The following is an 18,040-nucleotide window of genomic DNA, read 5'->3' as shown; positions in this document are numbered from 1 at the left end:
TAGTTCAGTTGGTTAGAATACCGGCCTGTCACGCCGGGGGTCGCGGGTTCGAGTCCCGTCCGCTCCGCCACTTATTTCGAAACCTCGCTATGGCGAGGTTTTTTCGAATCTACAATTTGAAAGATTCTACAGGGGTGTAGCTCCAATTGGCAGAGCAGCGGATTCCAAATCCGCGTGTTGGGAGTTCGAATCTCTCCACCCCTGCCATCTTCAAGGCTCTAGTCGAAAGACTAGAGCCTTTGTCATTTGGCCATTGCATCACTGTTTAGGAATTCCCCAACCTCCAAAGCAACACATGTCAAATGGTTCTATCTTCTTAGGGCCTTAAAACGATCAGCCCTTTATCGACTGTTTGTCCCTATATTCCTTCTGATTGCCTAAGTAGCATAGGCCAGTATTTTCTTAGACTGAGTAGCCATGAAGGATATATTTCTTAAGCCAACTCGAAATTATCATTCCCAATTCACTGGTTTTACCAAAACTTGCTCTCTTGTTGAGAATTATTACTAATAGTTTGTTACATTTTGCTGACGCATCACTCAAAGTTATTAGAATATGGAAATTTCTCGTCGTCGCTTCCTGCAATCCTCACTCGCCATTTCGGCACTCAGTGTTTTACCCGCTTGCTCTGTCAAACGTTCAACCGATCCTAAAGGCCGTTATGTCTACGATATTACGGCTGAACCTGCTACGGCAGAATTGGTGCCTGGCTATGAAACCCAAGTGCTTGGATTCAATGGGCAGATTCCAGCTCCTACGATTCGTTGTCGTCAGGGCGAGCCTGTCATCATAAGATTCACTAATAAGCTATCAGAGCCGACTACCATCCATTGGCATGGCCTGAGAATTCCGATTGAAATGGATGGTGTCCCATTCCTTAGCCAGCCTCCTATCATGCCAGGTGAGACCTTCAGCTATGAGTTTACACCACCTGATGCCGGCACATTCTGGTATCACCCGCACATGAACAGTGTTAAGCAGCTTGGAATGGGGTTAGTTGGGCTGATCATTGTTGAAGAAAGCCAGTCCGTTATCTTCGATGAGGAACATGAGTTGATGCTTAAGCACTGGCACCTAGACAAGCAAGGCCAGTGGAAAGACTTAATGATCCCGCGTATGAGTGCGCGAATGGGTACTCCAGGGGAGTGGAGTAGTGTGAACGGTGTGCATGAGCCGATTTACCAATTGAAGGCCAGAGCGACCACACGGTTGCGAATCGCGAACGTCGACAATACCATTACTTACCCGATTGCAGTGGAAGGTGCTGAGGCATGGGTCATCGCTATCGATGGTAACCCTGTTAAAACGCCCTATAAGCTATCTCAGCATAAAATTGGCCCAGGAATGAGGGTTGATATAGGTCTTATCGCTCCTCAAGCTGGTGAGCGTGTCTATGTTCGTCAAATGAAGGGGCGTTTCCCATTTCCTCTGTGTGAATTCGAAGTTGTCGAATCTTCTTTGCCTGAGTCTCAAGCGTTGCCCGAATTACCATTGAACCCAGTGCCGCAGCTTGATTTGGCTAATGCTGAGGAAATTGACTTTGTTTTTGAGTGGGAAGGAGCTGTTACTCCAACGAGTAAAGATGGCAAAGCTATGCCTAAATTCTGGCTAACCAACAAGCGAGCGTGGGAAGGAATGAGTAAAGATAATATCCCGGCTCCGTTGGCGACGCTCGAGTACGGTAAAACTTATATATTTGATTTAAAGAACGTTACCCAATATCACCACCCGATTCATATTCACGGTCATACATTCACAGTTCTAGAAATGGACGGTAAAAAGATTGCAGAACCGTTCCATACCGATACCGTACTGCTAGGTAAAAACGGTAGAGCCAAAGCGGCGTTTGTTGCAGATAACCCAGGACGCTGGATGTATCACTGCCACGTGATTGAACACATGAAAACCGGACTAATGGGTTACATCGAAGTAAAGTGACTCCTGTAACTTTTTAAATCTCAAAATTAATTTGAGACAATGTGTTGCGATTTTGATTCGAAAATAGCCTTATTCCAGATACAATACGGCAGAATTTGACAGGAGGAACCATGGGACAACTTTCTATACTTGGATTTATCGCATTAGGTGGTGCTTTTGGTGCATGCTCGCGATACTTGGTTTCAGAATTGTGTGTGGTATTGCTCGGGCGAGGTTTCCCCTATGGTACGCTGACGGTCAACGTTGTGGGTTCATTTATTATGGGCTTGTTGATTGCCGCATTTGAAAATGAAATGTTGGCCACCGAACCATGGCGTCAGATCATCGGCCTAGGCTTCCTTGGCGCGCTGACTACCTTCTCAACCTTTTCAATGGATAATGTACTTCTTATGCAGCAAGGTGCATTTTTCAAGATGGGGCTAAATGTACTGCTCAATGTTGTCTTGAGCATATCGGCGGCTTGGATAGGGTTTCAAATTCTGATCAAAAGCTAATACTTGATAAAATTGTTCTAAAAATAGACAACTCGGCTTGGTTTCACCAGGCCGTTTTTATATACTGATTTTACTTGTCGGAGTGCCATAAGGCTGAGACCGTTAATTCGGGATCCGTTGAACCTGATCAGGCTAACACCTGCGAAGGGAACAAGAGAAGATACCTACACCAGAACTCTCTCTGGGTGCATCTATCAAATAGTCGAAGTTGTTTCGGTGATCATTAGTCAACACTCTAATCGCATCACCTGTATTTTGACTCCTCTTGTCGCATCTATCCGCCAAGCATTTTTATCCAAACTCTTTTTATCTAGAATAACAAAGCAAGGAAAAATGCTATGTCGAGTCGCAAGCAAGCGAGACTGGAAGCAAAACAGTTCATTGATTCTCTTTCGGTACAACCGTACCCAAATTCGCACAAAATATATGTAGAGGGTTCACGCCCCGATATTCGTGTCCCGATGCGCGAAATATCTCTCGCAGATAGCTTAATTGGGGGTACCAAAGACTCTCCAATTTTCGAGCCAAATGAGCCAGTACGCGTCTATGATACTTCAGGTGTCTATACCGATCCTACTCATACAATAGACCTGTACAGCGGTTTACCTAAGCTGAGAGAGGAGTGGATAGAAGAGCGTAGCGATACAGAAGTACTCGATGATGTCAGCTCTGTGTACACCAAGCAGCGACTGGAAGATGAAACACTCGATGAGCTTCGATATGGCAATCTGCCACGCATCCGCCGTGCGAAAGATGGTCAATGTGTTACTCAGCTGCACTATGCACGCAAAGGCATCATCACACCTGAGATGGAGTATATTGCGTTACGCGAAAATATGGGCCGTGCAAAGTATCGCGATCAGGTTCTGAATCAGCAGCACCCAGGGCAAAGCTTTGGTGCTAATCTTCCCGACGAAATCAGCGCTGAATTCGTGCGAAAAGAAGTCGCCGAAGGTCGCGCCATTATCCCTTCAAACATCAATCACCCAGAATCTGAGCCTATGATCATTGGCCGTAACTTTCTTGTGAAGGTAAACGCCAACATTGGTAACTCCTCTGTGACCTCATCAATTGAGGAAGAAGTTGAAAAGCTGGTTTGGTCGACACGTTGGGGTGGCGATACAGTGATGGACCTGTCTACTGGTCGTAACATTCACGAGACTCGCGAATGGATTCTGCGTAATAGCCCAGTCCCAATTGGTACAGTTCCTATGTATCAGGCATTGGAGAAAGTGAACGGCATTGCCGAGAATCTCAATTGGGAGGTAATGCGTGACACCTTAATAGAGCAAGCGGAGCAGGGCGTGGATTACTTTACCATCCATGCAGGTTTACTCCTTCGCTACGTACCTATGACAGCCAAACGTGTGACAGGCATTGTCTCACGCGGTGGTTCTATCATTGCTAAATGGTGTCTTGCTCATCATCAGGAAAGCTTCCTCTATACCAACTTCCGCGAGATCTGTGAAATCTGTGCTAAATACGATGTAGCCCTATCGCTTGGTGATGGCCTACGTCCTGGCTCTGTCGCCGATGCAAATGATGAAGCCCAGTTTGCAGAATTACGCACCCTTGGAGAGCTTACAAAGATCGCATGGGAGTATGATGTTCAGGTGATCATTGAAGGCCCTGGGCATGTGCCAATGCATATGATTAAAGAGAACATGGAAGAGCAGCTAGAGCATTGCCATGAAGCCCCTTTCTATACGCTTGGCCCGCTAACCACAGATATTGCTCCCGGCTATGACCACATTACATCAGGTATTGGTGCGGCGATGATCGGTTGGTACGGGTGTGCGATGCTGTGTTATGTGACCCCAAAAGAACACTTAGGCTTGCCTAATAAAGAAGATGTAAAAACCGGACTGATTACCTATAAACTTGCCGCGCACGCTGCCGACTTAGCTAAGGGGCACCCTGGGGCACAAGTGCGCGATAATGCGTTGTCAAAAGCTCGATTTGAGTTCCGTTGGGAAGACCAGTTTAACCTTGCGCTCGATCCTGATACCGCGCGAGCTTTCCATGATGAAACCTTGCCTCAAGAATCCGGTAAGGTTGCCCATTTCTGCTCTATGTGTGGTCCAAAATTCTGCTCAATGAAGATCTCACAAGAAGTGCGTGAATACGCCAAAGATACCGAGCAAGTAGCAGCGGACCAAGCGATCAGTGTCAAAATGTTGGATGATCCACTTGAAGGAATGCGCCAGAAATCGAAGGAGTTTCGTGACACAGGCTCAGAGCTCTACCATCCTGCTGCTACGGCTGTAACGGAGGAGTAATGGCAACGATCCTTATTCCTACCGCGTTGGCTGACGTCAAACCCGAAATTGAGCAATGCTTACAGCTGGCCAAGGAAAAAGGCTTCGAGATAGAAAGTATTGAGCTGGGTGTCAGCCCAGCTCAAACAGTTCATATATCTCATGGCTCAGAATGGACAAAGCTGGCTACAGATTTAGTTGAGCCCGGTGTGGTGGGCGATGAACGTACGTTCTTTATCGAGTATTACTCTGGTATCACTATCGAGCCATCTAGGCCAAAAATAGATTCATCGCACGTTTACATTAATGTCTTGGATGTAAATCAGGTTCTAGATATTTGGTTAGACCCTAGTCGTGATCAAGCATGTGCGTTAGCGAGTTCAGTCAATCAATCAGAGTTTGATCGTAAACGTCACTTTGCATGGGTTGTCACCCTCATCAGCTTGGCGTTTACGTTTGAAGATGCTCTTACACTTGCACGAGCCATGGCGAATGTTTCACGTGAAACATGGGCAGAGAATATTATCGATTTTCCTTCCCCTGTTCTCGAAGAGCACCGACTAGGGATTAGCGCTGGTTGGACTAAATCAGGTAATCAATTGGCATTTCCATCGGTATCTAAATGTGATTTAGGGCTTTACCCAGTTGTTGATAGCGTTGAATGGGTCAAGAAGCTTTTAGAGAGTGGCGTCAAAACCGTTCAGTTGAGAATTAAAGATCCACTGGCAGATGAGTTGGAGCAACAAATTGAAGATGCAGTTGCACTTGGTCGCAGATATGACGCTCAGGTATTTATCAACGATTATTGGCGTCTAGCAATTAAGCATCAAGCTTATGGTGTTCATCTAGGTCAAGAGGATATTGAGGAAAGCAACTTAGCTGAATTAGCTAAATCCAGTTTGCGTTTAGGGCTATCGACCCATGGTTATTATGAATTGCTTCGAGTCGCACAGACTAATCCAAGTTATCTCGCTTTGGGGCACATATTTCCTACCCAGACAAAACAAATCGCAACCAACCCTCAAGGGCTAGTAAAGCTTGCTCTCTATCAAAAGCTGGTTAATACCATGCCTTATTTAAATTCATCAGGCGTACCTACTGTGGCGATTGGTGGTATCACGCAATCCAATGCGCATCTAGTTTGGAACTGTGGCGTTACTAGTTTGGCGTTGGTGAGCGCTATCACTCAAGCACCTTCGCTGGAACAAGCGATTGAATTCTTTACTCAGTTAACTGCCGATGAGCAGCGAAAAATCAGTACTGATGTTTCGAATGAGGTATCGGCATGCTAAGCGACCAAGATTTCTTACGTTATCAAAGGCAGATTTCACTGCCGGAAATTGGCGAATGCGGGCAGGAAAAGATTACTAAATCGCATGTTTTGATTATTGGCTGTGGCGGATTAGGCAGTGCGGCGAGTCTATATTTAGCTGCTGCTGGAGTAGGCCGAATGGTGTTGGTCGACGATGATGATGTTGATACTAGTAATCTGCAACGTCAAATTGTCTATCGCGAGGGCAATCTCGGTAAAGCCAAAATCGAGGCTATGCGCCAACAGTTAAACCAGCTTAATTCTGGTGTGCAAATACGTACCATCGGCAAGCGGCTATCAGCATATCAATTAGCACTAGAAGTGATGTTAGCGGATGTGGTGTTGGATTGTACCGACAATATTCAAACGCGTCAGTTGATCAATTTAGTCTGCTACCAACAGAGTAAGCCGCTTGTTTCCGCTGCCGCTATTGGTTGGCAAGGACAATTTGCTGTATTCGATTATTCATCGAGCAAAGAGTCAGGATGTTATCGCTGTCTCTACCCCTTTGATGAGCTAAGTCAGCCGAGCAAATGCAGTGAAAATGGGATCTTAGGTCCTGTCGTAGGTACCTTAGGCAACTATCAAGCATTAGCGACATTACAGAAATTGGCATTAGGACATTTTGATTTTCCTGTTGGCCAATTGCACTTATTCAATGGACTAAAACTCAACTGGCAAGTGATGACGATTGCGCGCGACCAGCAGTGTTCGGTGTGCAGTTAATGACAACCAAATTATATAAACAAGAAGTGAAGCAATGAGCGAGATACACATAATCATCAACGAACAGTCTCAGCGTGTCAGCGTAGGCGCGAGCCTAGAAAACATCATTCAGCAGTTTTCATTGCCTGAAGTCGGATGCGTCTTTGCTATTAACAATACCGTTGTGCCACGTAGCGAGTGGCCAACTACTTGCCTGAATGAAGGCGATGCGATTTCACTTTTTCAAGCCATTGCTGGAGGGTAACAACGATGCTTAAGATTGCAGACAGAGAATTCAAGTCACGACTGTTTACGGGCACTGGAAAGTTTGCCAACAAATTTTTAATGGAACAGGCGATTAAGGTGTCGGGCTCACAATTGGCCACCATGGCGTTGAAGCGTGTTGATATATACGATCAACAAGATGACATTCTTCAGCCTTTAATTGAAGCAGGAGTGCATTTATTGCCTAACACTTCAGGGGCGAAAAATGCCAAAGACGCAGTATTTGCTGCGCATTTAGCAAGAGAGGCTCTGGGTACCAATTGGCTCAAACTCGAGATTCATCCAGACCCTAAGTATCTAATGCCTGATCCGATAGAAACTTTAGCGGCAGCAGAGCAACTGGTCAAAGATGGATTTACGGTACTGCCTTACTGTCATGCTGATCCTGTTTTGTGTAAGCGATTGGAAGAGGTGGGATGTGCAGCAGTAATGCCTTTAGGAGCTCCAATTGGCTCAAATAAGGGCATAGCATCGCATGATTTTCTTGAGATCATTATTGACCAAGCTAACGTTCCCGTTATCGTCGATGCTGGTATTGGCGCGCCTTCTCATGCTGCGCGTGCGATGGAAATGGGTGCAGACGCCGTATTGGTCAATACTGCGATTGCAGCAGCAGCCGACCCGGTTGCGATGGCGACTGCATTTAAAATGGCCGTTGAATCTGGGCGAATGGCGTATGAGGCCGGTTTAGCTGGCCAGGTTTCTCACGCGGTAGCATCAAGTCCGTTGACGTCTTTTCTCGATGAACTGTAGTTAAAGTAGGTATTGAGAATGACTTTCGTTGATCAATTCAAAAAGCTGAACTGGGATGACATTTCGATGTCAATTTATGCCAAGACAGCTAAGGATGTTGAGCGAGCGCTAGCGAAACCCAAACGAGATCTAGAAGATTTCAAGGCGCTACTCTCACCAGCAGCTGAACCTTACTTGGAACAAATGGCGCAGCTATCATACGCGTTAACTAGAAAGCGATTTGGCAATACGCTTTCATTGTACATTCCTCTGTACTTATCAAACCTGTGTGCGAATGCTTGTACCTATTGTGGTTTTTCAATGGAGAATCGTATTAAACGCCGAACATTGAATAAGGATGAAATAGAAGCCGAGGTTGAAGCAATTAAACGCATGAAGTTTGATAGCGTGCTTCTAGTCACTGGTGAGCATGAAACTAAAGTCGGGATGAAATATTTCCGCGAGATGTTGCCCATCATTAAAGAAAAATTTAATTACTTAGCGATGGAAGTGCAGCCGCTTGATCAAGACCAGTATGCAGAGCTCAAAACATTAGGTCTCGATGCTATCATGGTGTATCAGGAAACTTATCACCCTTCGACGTATGCGGAACATCATCTGCGTGGCAACAAAACGGATTTTGAGTATCGCTTAGAAACACCGGATCGATTAGCAAAAGCAGGTATTGATAAGATTGGAATTGGTGCACTTATAGGGCTAGAAGAGTGGAGGACTGATTGCTTTTATGTTGCAACCCATCTCGATTATCTTGAACGTACCTATTGGCAAACACGTTACTCGATCTCTTTCCCTCGTCTAAGACCTTGTGAGGGAGCGCTTCAACCTAAGTCGGTGATGACAGACAAGCAACTAGTCCAGTTGATTTGTGCGTTTCGCTTACTAAACCCTGAAGTGGAACTTTCGTTGTCTACTCGCGAGTCACCTGAATTTAGAGACAATGTATTACCCCTTGGTGTGACATCAATGTCTGCCGCGTCGAAGACTCAACCCGGTGGTTATGCAAATGATGAAGCTGAATTAGAACAGTTTGAGATAAGTGATGAAAGAAGTGCGAGCTCGGTAGAGGCGATGATTCGAGCAAAAGGGTTTGACCCGGTTTGGAAAGACTGGCATTCAGCATACTCAGGCTGATATGTTTCACGTGAAACATCAAAGAAAGCTCTCCATAGGAGAGCTTTTTTATTTCTAGAAAAATAGCGATCAGCTATGCGCTATTGGCTGAGTGGCTGTTTCCAACCAGGCTTTGACATCGCCTTCTACTAATGGGCTGATATCGTTCCAAACTTTCTGGTGATATTCATTTACCCAATTCAATTCTGGCTTAGTCAACATGTCGACATTGATGTTTCTAGTATCAATAGGACAACGAGTCAGGGACTCGAAGCAAAGGACTGGGAAGTCACCATTAGTTTTTGTTTCTACGACCAGCTCAAGGTTTTCGATACGAATACCAAAAGCATCAGCGCGGTAATAGCCCGGCTCGTTTGAAAGCACCATACCTTCGACTAAAGGAACATCAATCTGTCGCTTCGATATACTAGCAGGGCCTTCATGGACGTTTAGGAAGTGGCCAACACCGTGGCCAGTGCCGTGGTCATAATCAAATCCCTCGGCCCACAAATGTTGGCGCGCTAGTGTGTCAATCTGATAACCACGTGTACCTTTCGGGAAACGAGCACGAGCAACACCAATATGGCCTTTCAGAGCAAGCGTGAATTGCTTAATCATTTCGTCACTTGGTTGACCAATAGCAATTGTACGGGTGATATCTGTGGTGCCATCGAGATACTGACCGCCAGAGTCGACTAGATAAAGTGTATTGAGTTCTAGCTTACCAGGCTCAGGTTGATTCTCATGATTATAGTGACACATGGCTGCGTTACCGCCTGCTGCGGAAATAGTATCAAAGCTAAGATCCATCAAGGTTGGATCTTGCCTGCGGAATGATTCCAGCTTGTCTGACAAAGTAGCTTCATCATGCAGTCTTTCATTTGCTATTTCATCATCTAGCCAACACAAAAACTGACTCATCGCTACGCCATCACGAATATGACAGGCTTTCATTCCAGCAATTTCAACAGCGTTTTTCGCTGCTTTTGGCATAAGACATGGATCGGTAGCACTTACAACGTTAGCACCATTGTTCTGAAGAACTAACTTAAACCATGCGTTGCTTGTTGCTGGATCGACTAAGACACTTTTTCCTGACAAAGCTTCGAGGCGCGTTTTTAGGGCTTCTGGGTGATGCACACTTACGCCTTCACCTACGTGTTGAGCGAAACCTTCAGGTAAGCGAGTAGGGTCTAGGAAATATTCCAAAGTTGAATCGGCATGGAGAATGACATGTGATAACAAAACAGGAAGACGAGATACATCTAAACCGCGCACGTTGAGCAGCCAGCAGACGGAATCCAAAGCGGTTATTACCGCGCTATCGGCACCTGCCTGAGCGACCAACTGGGCAATCTCTTTTCGCTTAGACTCACATGATTGCCCCACAGCTTCTGTTGCCATCAGACGCACGTCTGAAACGATGGGAGCTGGGCGGTCATGCCAAAGTTCGTCGATAGGGTTACTAGCAAGTACCTTTAGTTCCAGTGAACCTGAAAGCTTTGATTGTGCCATCGTTAGCCAAGCGGAATTGTGCATTCTTGGGTCTATCGCGACCGTTTGGCCCTGAGAAAGCTGGCCTTTCAACCAATCCAAAGCAGGTTCTTCGATCAAGTGACGATACTCGAATAGATCGGCTGGTACTTCTTTAGTCACCTGAACGGTGTAGCGGCCATCGACAAACATCGCTGCTTTGTCTTGTGTAATTACTGCTGCACCCGCAGAACCAGTAAAGCCCGTCAACCAGTGCAAGCGTTCGTTATGAGCGGGCACATATTCGCCTAAGTACTCATCTTCATGTGGGATGAGCAACGCATCAATATTGTGCTGAACCAGCCATTCACGAATGGCCGCCAAACGTTGTTCAGTAGTGGTAAGCATCTATTAATCCTTTATCATTTATTCACGCGTCCTTTCTAAAAAGCGGACGATGTGGCAATAAGCTACTCCTTTTACCGTCAGCCTGCAAATCATCTCAATGCGGTGGTTTTGTCTTTAATTATTCGACGTAACCAAGACAACGCAGGATCATTTTCTCTGTCTCTATGCCAGAACAAGGTGTAGGCCATCGGAGGGAATTCCAGTGGTAGAGGCAATACGGTGAGGCCCAGTTGTTTGGACGATAATTTCACGAAATGACTAGGTGCTGTGAAGATGAAATCGGTATAGGAACAGAGGCTGGCTGCGCTATTAAAGTCTGGTACTGTGATGGCGATATCACGCTCTTTACCTATGTCAGCCAGCCTGTAATCCAATAACCAGCGATCATTACCATCACAGCGAACCTGAACATGCCTTTGCTCAAGATAAGTATCAAGATTCCAGCTACCCGAGAGAATCGGGTGGTTGTGGCGCAACAGGCACATTTGGTTGTCGCGATAGATTTCCTGCTCACAGATGTCGTTGGGCGGTAGCATGGTCAACTTAGCATCGTTGATATCGATGTCCTTCCCCGTGATACCAAGGTCTATCTCACCACGTTGGATCTGTTTAAAAGTTTGGTCAGCCCAAGAATGTGTGCTGATGGTAACGCCTGGTGCCCGTTTAAAAATCTCCGGCAAGAAATGGGGCAAGATTAACGGATAAACACTTTCTACAGCGGCAATTTGAAATTTGTGATCACTCGAATCTGGAGCGAATTGCTCGGGTTGAGTGATTTGCTCCAAGTGGTTAATCAAGCTATCCAATTTGGGCTTGAGGAAGAGCGTTTTTGGTGTCGGCTTTAGCCCATGAGCGTGGCGAACAAACAGTGGATCTTCAAACTGTACGCGCAGCTTGGCGAGATTTTTACTGACTGCCGATTGGCTTAAACACAAACGATGCGCGGCACGAGTGACATTAAGTTCCTCTGCAAGCACTTTAAGGCACACCAAAAGATTGAGGTCGAGACGGGCTAGTTTTTCTATATGCACATGAAATTCCTTAGGGGAATATCTTTAATGATAAAGTGTCATTGGATGTCATATCTAGACTAGCTTACACTGCAAACAATTTCATCAATTCTTGGCGGGAGTCTTCTTCGTGCAAACTGCTTCTCAACAAAATCACGGTAAAATGCAAATGGTGTTGCTCACCTTGTTGGTGCTATTCAGCCCCTTGGCAATTGATATCTATCTGCCTGCTTTACCTCAGATTTCTCAGGCGTTTCACGTGGAACACGCACTTGCACAAGATACGATTACATGGTTTTTGTTCGCTATGGGTGTCGGTCAATTATTTGCCGGCCCTTTGGCAGACAAAGTAGGACGTCGAACTGTTGCATTGGGTGGTATTAGTATCTACGCATTGAGTGCCTTATTGGCGTGGGGTGCTCAAAACATTGAATGGATGCTAGCTGCTAGGCTGCTGCAAGGCTTAGGTGCGTGCGCGACATCGGTAGCAGCCTTTGCAACAGTTCGCGATATTTTTGGGCCGCAGAAAAGTGGCAAGATGATCAGTTATCTGAATGGTGCAATTTGCTTTATTCCTGCACTGGCGCCTATCTTGGGCAGCTGGCTTACACAGCAATTCGGTTGGCGCTCAAACTTCTCGTTTATGGCAGGCTTTGCCATGGTGGCTTTGGTTGCGATGTTCATCGGAATGAAAGAAACCAATCCTGCACCGAGCAAAGAACCAGTTTTTCGTCCCAGTCGTTATATGGCGGTGCTCAAAACACCTTCGTTCATCTTTCATGCTTCGCTGTGTATGCTCGCGATGGCCGTGATTCTTGCTTACGTAACATCAGCGCCAGTGGTGTTGATGGAGAACCTGGGTCTGAGCATGAACGAGTTTACTCTGTGGTTTGGTATCAACGCCGTGATTAACATTGCGGCTTGTATGACCGCGCCTAAATTTATGGATAAGTATGGTACGCATAAAACACTAGTTGTAGGAATCATGACCCTTGGCCTAGGTGGCGTTGTGATGTTGGTGATGGCACAGCAGCAATCGGCACTGGCCTTCATGTTGCCAATCTTTTTGTCGTCAGTCGGTTTCGCATGGGTGCTAGGTGCAGCTGCTGGTAAGGCATTGGCTCCGTTTGGTGACAAAGCGGGCACGGCTGCGGCGTTATTGGGTCTTTTCCAGATGAGCGGCTCAGGGCTGGTCGTAGGTACAGTGCAGCGCTTAGGTATGGAGCCTCAGGTGATGATCGCTGTGCAAATGTTTATCATCGTACCGGGTATTTTTGTACTGATGAGTAAAGCTGGTAAAAAATGGCATGCGGCAATTGCGTAAGTTTTGTCTAATTGCTTTGAACGACTAAAAAAACATTGTATATTTGTCCTTCACTTCTAATAACTACTGTGGATGCTAAACCTCGATGTCGATGACAACTTACGAAATGGCTCGTGTACTGGAGCAACTGGAAGATGCTCCGGAAAAAGTTATGTTTGGAAAACTATTAAACGAGCTGGGTAACCAAAGTGGTGAGCGCATTCGTAGTGCGGCGAAACAAGTCCCACTTCATATGTTGCGTGACATCGTTTACCAGTTTCAGCAAGTCGTTGAAGATCGCAAAGGGGAAGAAATTGCCTCGATTGCTAAAACCATTGCCGAGCAGGGCATCTCCGCTGAAGAGCTTAAGAAGTACCTCGAATCAAAATAATAAAAAGGCCCGCATCATGCGGGTCTTTTTATTGGATAATTTATTACGGATTTACGTTGCGATTGATTGGGTTTTGTAGGGAGATAAGAGTTTCAGTCGATTGCACTTCGTCAATCGCCTGAAGCTTATCAATCAGCACAAACTGTAGTTCTTCAATCGAGCGGCACATCAGCTTAACGAAAATATTGTATGCACCTGTGGTGTAATAGGCCTCAACCACTTCTTCTAATGCGTTGAGCTTTTCTAGAGCGGAGTGATAGTCACGCGCGGCATTGAGGTTAATACCGATAAAGCAGCACACGTCATAGCCCAGCTTTTTAGTATCGACGATCACTTCTGTTCCCTGAATAATGTCCGCGGCTTTCATCTTTTCAATGCGCACATGAATCGTGGCTGGGCTGACTTCAAACTGCTTAGCCATTTCAGCATAAGGCGTTCGGGCATCTTCCATCAGAGTTTTTAAAATGGCACGGTCGAGGTCGTCGAGCTTGGTGTTGTGAGCTTGCATCTTCATCTCTACTTAACGCTATGTCTTTAGTTCAAAATATCAACAACAGTGATACTATTAAACTAATCGCTAACTTTATCTGAGAGCTATTTTAGTGCGCTTTTGTCTGATTCTTCTAGCTGTATTTTTAACAAGCCTTTCTCATGCACACGCTAAAGATAAAGATGTACTGATTGTTCACTCTTACCATCCGGGCTTTTTCTGGACCGACGCCTTCCAATATGGTCTGGAAGATATTTTGCGTGGAGAAAGTATCACGACACGAGTGGTGTACCTTGATTCAAAACGACTACAGAACCCTGCCTACCTAGAGCAACTCTACAAGCTCTACCAAACCAAATTCTCTCAGGAAACCTTCTCTGCCATTGTTGTCAGTGACAATAATGCACTTAACCTGATGCAGCGTTTAGCGCCGGAAATTGGTGAGACACCTGTGATATTTGGCGGTATCAATAACTACAACCCGCAGATGCATTCTCAGCTCAGAGCGACAGGCGTGGTAGAAGATATTGATATCTACAGTAATGTCACGCTCATTGAACGTGTTCAACCAGAGGTGGAGACAATATACATTTTAAGCGATCACTCGGTGACAGGTGAGGCTGTCAGGCGCCAGGTCGAGCAATTTCTGACGCTCAATACCGAGTATCAAACTATGGTTGAACAATTGGTTCCGGAAACGTACCAACAACTGATCGAATTTACTTCTTCATTAGACAAATCCAGTGCTGTTTTGTTTTGGGTTTATTACCGAGACAAGAACGGGCGCGTTGCGACAGAAGATGAATGGGAGCAGCTCAATCAAGAGTCTAAATCGCCGATTTATATGGTACATGATTTAGGACTAGGTCATGGAGCGGTTGGCGGGGTAATTTTGAGTGGCAGAACACAAGGCCAGCAAGCCGCCCAGCAATTATTGAAAGTGCTGAATTCCACCTCGAAAACTCTACCTAAAGTGGAGGCGGGCATTCCGGAAATTAAACTTGATTATCAGGCGGTAGTGAGATGGGGATTAGGCATTGAAGGCGAAGCAATATCCACTTTATTTAACAAGCCTCAACCTTTCACAGTGCGGTTTCAAAAGGAACTTCGAGCGGTTGCCAGTCTGGTCGTGCTCTTATCCGTCATCATTGTGGTTTTGGTTTACTACCTGAGCCGAATGAAAAAAAGCGAGACCCTAGCCAAGGAAAGCCAGACATTAATCGAAATGGTCTTTGATCAGAGCTATCACTTTATCGGCTTGCTAGACGCTCAGGGACGGACTGTTTCAAGCAACAGTAAGCTCCAGGAATTGTTTTACCATCAGGACTTTAGTGTTGATCGGCCTATCTGGCAGCATCAGCATTGGGAAGATCAAGCAGCCCAGCAGTTGAAAAGCTACTTTAACACCGATAAATCAGAGCAAAACACTCAGTTTGAAGCCGAAATCTGGCACTCAGAACAAGGTTCAATTGTACTGGAAATCTCGCTTAAGCCTTTACCTAAGACTGGGCAGGGGGCTGATTTTCTGCTCGAAGCACGAGATATTACCTCAAGGAAAATTACCGAAGCGCGGCTGTACCAAAGGGAAGCGAATCTAAGCCATTACTACGACCAGCAACCTGTAATGATGATCACCTTAGATGACCACAACTGTATTCAGCAGGTTAATCACTTTGCTGAACAGCTGCTCGGCTATACCTCGAACCAAGTACTGGGCCACTCGTTGGGTGAATTCTATTTTCATCAAGATGCAGTCACTCCAAGGCAAGTTCTGTTGCAACCTAAGCAAGCGATGCGCGGCGTGTGGCGACGTGAAATTGAATATCGTCACGCGGACGGAAGAGCAGTCTGGGTTCGCGAGAACATTCGCCCGTTGGTTGAGTCTGGGCATTTGCTGATTGTTGGTGAGGATATTACCGAGACTAAGAAGCTGGCAGAGCAGTTGGAATATCAGGCTCGTCACGATTTGCTGACAGGAACGTTTAACCGAAATCATTTTGAAATGGAGCTGGCAAAATCGTTGCTGGAAGTAGAAAGCTACACCCGGACTCACGCTATGCTGTACTTGGACCTCGACCAGCTTAAAGTGCTCAATGATACTGCGGGCCATGAGGCAGGAGATACCGCTATCCAGTTCTGTGCCAGCATGCTGGAAGAGGTGCTGCCTTATAACGCTATTTTGGCGCGTATGGGTGGTGATGAGTTTGCAGTACTACTCAAAGACTGCACTGAGCGTGATGCTAAAAACGTTGCCAATACGATTGTCATGACACTCAGTGAGCAACCTTTTGTCTGGGATGACATCCGTCTCAATATGACGTGCTCGATTGGTATCCGTTTGATTGACCATACCGCTGACTCTCCACAAATGGTTCATGCTCAGGCGGATACGGCTTGTCATGCCGCCAAAGAGGAAGGGCGTAACCGCTACAACCTTTACTGTCAGGATGATGCTGATCTGCAGCGACGTGAGCAGGAAATGGAATGTGTCAGCTTAGTGCACAATGCGTTGGCGAATGATCGGATTGAATTGTTTGCCCAGCAGATTCTGGCTTTGAGCCAAGACGATGCGCCGATGCATTTCGAGATCCTCATCCGTATTCGCAATGCCGAAGGGGAATACATTTCTCCGGGTATCTTTATGCCAGCGTCAGAACGCTACAATATCGCACAGTTGCTGGATAAGCAGGTAGTGACTCAAACCCTAAATTGGCTGGCTGCCAATCCTGAGGCGTTGGCGAATCTTGGCATGTGTTCGATTAACCTCTCTGGCCACTCGATGGGTAATAAGGAGTTTATTGCTTTCCTACTGGATACGCTTCAGCACAGCCCTGTGCCGTGTGAAAAAATCTGTCTTGAAATTACTGAAACGGCCGCGATGAGTAACATGAATCAAGCGATAGAGCTGTTCTCTCAGTTTAAGCGGTTGGGCTGCAAAATTGCATTGGACGACTTTGGTTCAGGCCTCTCTTCGTTTGGTTATCTGAAGAAACTGCCAGTCGACATCGTGAAAATCGATGGCTTGTTTGTTCGCGATATCGACGTTAATGAAGTCGACCACCTAATGGTGCGTTCGATTAATGATTTAGCTAAGCAGATGGGCAAACAAACCGTTGCCGAATTCGTTGAGAATACCCGCATCATTGATCTTCTGGTGGAGCTGGGTGTGGATTACGCCCAAGGTTATGTGATTGGCAAACCCAAACCACTTGAAGAGCTGGTCGATGAGCTGCTGACTGACAAGCGTAGTGTCGGATAGCAAAATCCATTACACTGGCGCCCGAGAAATTTGACCACCCCTATGGAGCCTATCGTGCAGCTACAACTCATTAGTGAAGACCCGAACCGAAATGAGCAACTGAATCAGTTGGCTCAACGCTGGGGGCTGTCACACGATGAACAAAGCGCTTTTGCTTTGGTTTTGACTGCAGAACGCTTAGAGCTGCGTAAAGTCGATGAGCCTAAGTTGGGCGCTATCTTCGTCGACCTAGCGGGTGGTGCAGTGGCTCACAGGCGCAAATTTGGTGGTGGAAAAGGGCAAGCTATTGCGAAAGCCGCCGGTTTGAACAAAGGTGTGACTCCCACTGTGCTCGATGGTACGGCGGGTTTGGGGCGTGATGCGTTTGTACTGGCTTCACTTGGGTGTAAAGTGCAAATGGTGGAACGTCACCCTGTTGTGGCAGCCCTGTTAGATGATGGTCTTGAACGTGCGAAGCAGGACCCAGAAATCGGAGACTGGGTCAGCGAGCGGATGTCTCTGCTGCATGCTTCTAGCCATAACGCCCTAGAATCTCTCGCCAGCGACGCCGAGTTTACTAAGCCTGATGTGGTTTACTTGGACCCTATGTACCCGCACCCGGAAGGCAAAAAGAAGAGCGCATTAGTCAAAAAAGAAATGCGAGTGTTTCAGTCTTTGGTCGGGGCTGATCTGGATGCTGATAAGCTGTTAGAACCTGCGTTAGCCCTTGCGAGCAAAAGGGTGGTGGTTAAGAGACCTGACTATGCCGAATGGCTGGGTGGACGAAAGCCCACGATGGCTATTGAGACGAAAAAAAATCGTTTTGACGTTTATGTGAATGCATCAATGACTTAGCACTCAATTGCGTTTTA

At 46.3% G+C, this 18,040-nt stretch carries 15 protein-coding genes, 1 tRNA gene and 1 riboswitch; of the genes, 13 read left to right on the top strand and 3 right to left on the bottom strand.

The window, feature by feature from the left end:
• Window positions 1–130 precede the first annotated feature (130 nt).
• The 9 genes from QMA41_RS24295 to thiH all read left to right on the top strand — a co-directional run bounded on the left by QMA41_RS24295 (window position 131) and on the right by thiH (window position 8,876).
• Window positions 131–207, top strand: a tRNA-Trp gene (locus QMA41_RS24295).
• 348 nt (window positions 208–555) lie between these two features.
• Window positions 556–1,938, top strand: coding sequence for a multicopper oxidase family protein (locus QMA41_RS24290; RefSeq protein WP_281630791.1), 1,383 nt, complete (start codon window positions 556–558; stop codon window positions 1,936–1,938).
• Between the two features lie 110 nt (window positions 1,939–2,048).
• On the top strand, window positions 2,049–2,432 hold the full coding sequence (gene crcB / locus QMA41_RS24285; protein ID WP_006957531.1) for a fluoride efflux transporter CrcB: 384 nt from the start codon (window positions 2,049–2,051) through the stop codon (window positions 2,430–2,432).
• A gap of 68 nt (window positions 2,433–2,500) precedes the next feature.
• Window positions 2,501–2,599, top strand: a riboswitch (TPP riboswitch).
• 171 nt (window positions 2,600–2,770) lie between these two features.
• A complete protein-coding gene (gene thiC / locus QMA41_RS24280; RefSeq protein ID WP_281630790.1) occupies window positions 2,771–4,711 on the top strand; it encodes a phosphomethylpyrimidine synthase ThiC in 1,941 nt (646 codons plus the stop codon).
• Window positions 4,711–5,982: a thiamine phosphate synthase gene (locus tag QMA41_RS24275; protein WP_281630789.1), complete on the top strand. Its 1,272-nt coding sequence runs from the start codon at window positions 4,711–4,713 to the stop codon at window positions 5,980–5,982. The genes thiC and QMA41_RS24275 overlap by 1 nt, the downstream gene beginning before the upstream one ends.
• On the top strand, window positions 5,976–6,728 hold the full coding sequence (locus tag QMA41_RS24270) for a HesA/MoeB/ThiF family protein (RefSeq protein WP_095665841.1): 753 nt from the start codon (window positions 5,976–5,978) through the stop codon (window positions 6,726–6,728). The genes QMA41_RS24275 and QMA41_RS24270 overlap by 7 nt, the downstream gene beginning before the upstream one ends.
• 34 nt (window positions 6,729–6,762) lie before the next feature.
• A complete protein-coding gene (gene thiS / locus QMA41_RS24265; RefSeq protein ID WP_038514297.1) occupies window positions 6,763–6,972 on the top strand; it encodes a sulfur carrier protein ThiS in 210 nt (69 codons plus the stop codon).
• 5 nt (window positions 6,973–6,977) lie between these two features.
• Window positions 6,978–7,745, top strand: a complete 768-nt coding sequence (locus QMA41_RS24260; protein ID WP_171353561.1) for a thiazole synthase — start codon at window positions 6,978–6,980, stop codon at window positions 7,743–7,745.
• An 18-nt stretch (window positions 7,746–7,763) separates the two neighbouring features.
• Window positions 7,764–8,876 (top strand): 2-iminoacetate synthase ThiH, encoded by a 1,113-nt coding sequence (gene thiH, locus QMA41_RS24255; protein ID WP_281630788.1) that lies wholly within the window; start codon window positions 7,764–7,766, stop codon window positions 8,874–8,876.
• A 69-nt stretch (window positions 8,877–8,945) separates the two neighbouring features.
• Here the strand turns inward: thiH and QMA41_RS24250 are convergent, their stop codons facing one another.
• On the bottom strand, window positions 8,946–10,736 hold the full coding sequence (locus QMA41_RS24250; RefSeq protein WP_171353563.1) for an aminopeptidase P family protein: 1,791 nt from the start codon (window positions 10,734–10,736) through the stop codon (window positions 8,946–8,948).
• Window positions 10,737–10,825: 89 nt separating this feature from the next.
• Window positions 10,826–11,767 (bottom strand): LysR family transcriptional regulator, encoded by a 942-nt coding sequence (locus QMA41_RS24245; RefSeq protein ID WP_281630787.1) that lies wholly within the window; start codon window positions 11,765–11,767, stop codon window positions 10,826–10,828.
• Window positions 11,768–11,909: 142 nt separating this feature from the next.
• On the opposite strand from QMA41_RS24245, the gene QMA41_RS24240 reads away from it, so the two are divergent.
• Window positions 11,910–13,070 (top strand): multidrug effflux MFS transporter, encoded by a 1,161-nt coding sequence (locus tag QMA41_RS24240; protein ID WP_216609669.1) that lies wholly within the window; start codon window positions 11,910–11,912, stop codon window positions 13,068–13,070.
• An 85-nt stretch (window positions 13,071–13,155) separates the two neighbouring features.
• Entirely contained in the window at window positions 13,156–13,440 is a 285-nt protein-coding gene (locus QMA41_RS24235) for a hypothetical protein (RefSeq protein WP_006957541.1), read from the top strand.
• A gap of 43 nt (window positions 13,441–13,483) precedes the next feature.
• Here QMA41_RS24235 and asnC read toward each other — a convergent pair whose 3' ends face one another.
• Window positions 13,484–13,948 (bottom strand): transcriptional regulator AsnC, encoded by a 465-nt coding sequence (gene asnC, locus QMA41_RS24230; protein ID WP_006957542.1) that lies wholly within the window; start codon window positions 13,946–13,948, stop codon window positions 13,484–13,486.
• A 94-nt stretch (window positions 13,949–14,042) separates the two neighbouring features.
• Between asnC and QMA41_RS24225 the strand changes: the two genes are divergently transcribed.
• Window positions 14,043–17,189: an EAL domain-containing protein gene (locus QMA41_RS24225; protein WP_281630786.1), complete on the top strand. Its 3,147-nt coding sequence runs from the start codon at window positions 14,043–14,045 to the stop codon at window positions 17,187–17,189.
• A gap of 54 nt (window positions 17,190–17,243) precedes the next feature.
• Window positions 17,244–18,023, top strand: a complete 780-nt coding sequence (locus QMA41_RS24220; protein ID WP_281630785.1) for a class I SAM-dependent methyltransferase — start codon at window positions 17,244–17,246, stop codon at window positions 18,021–18,023.
• Window positions 18,024–18,040: the final 17 nt, after the last annotated feature.

The sequence above is a fragment of the Vibrio sp. St2 genome, assembly GCF_947311885.1.
Taxonomy (GTDB): Bacteria; Pseudomonadota; Gammaproteobacteria; order Enterobacterales; family Vibrionaceae; genus Vibrio; species Vibrio coralliilyticus.
Note: the sequence above shows the minus strand (reverse complement) of the source record. Positions and strands in the feature narration are given on the sequence as shown.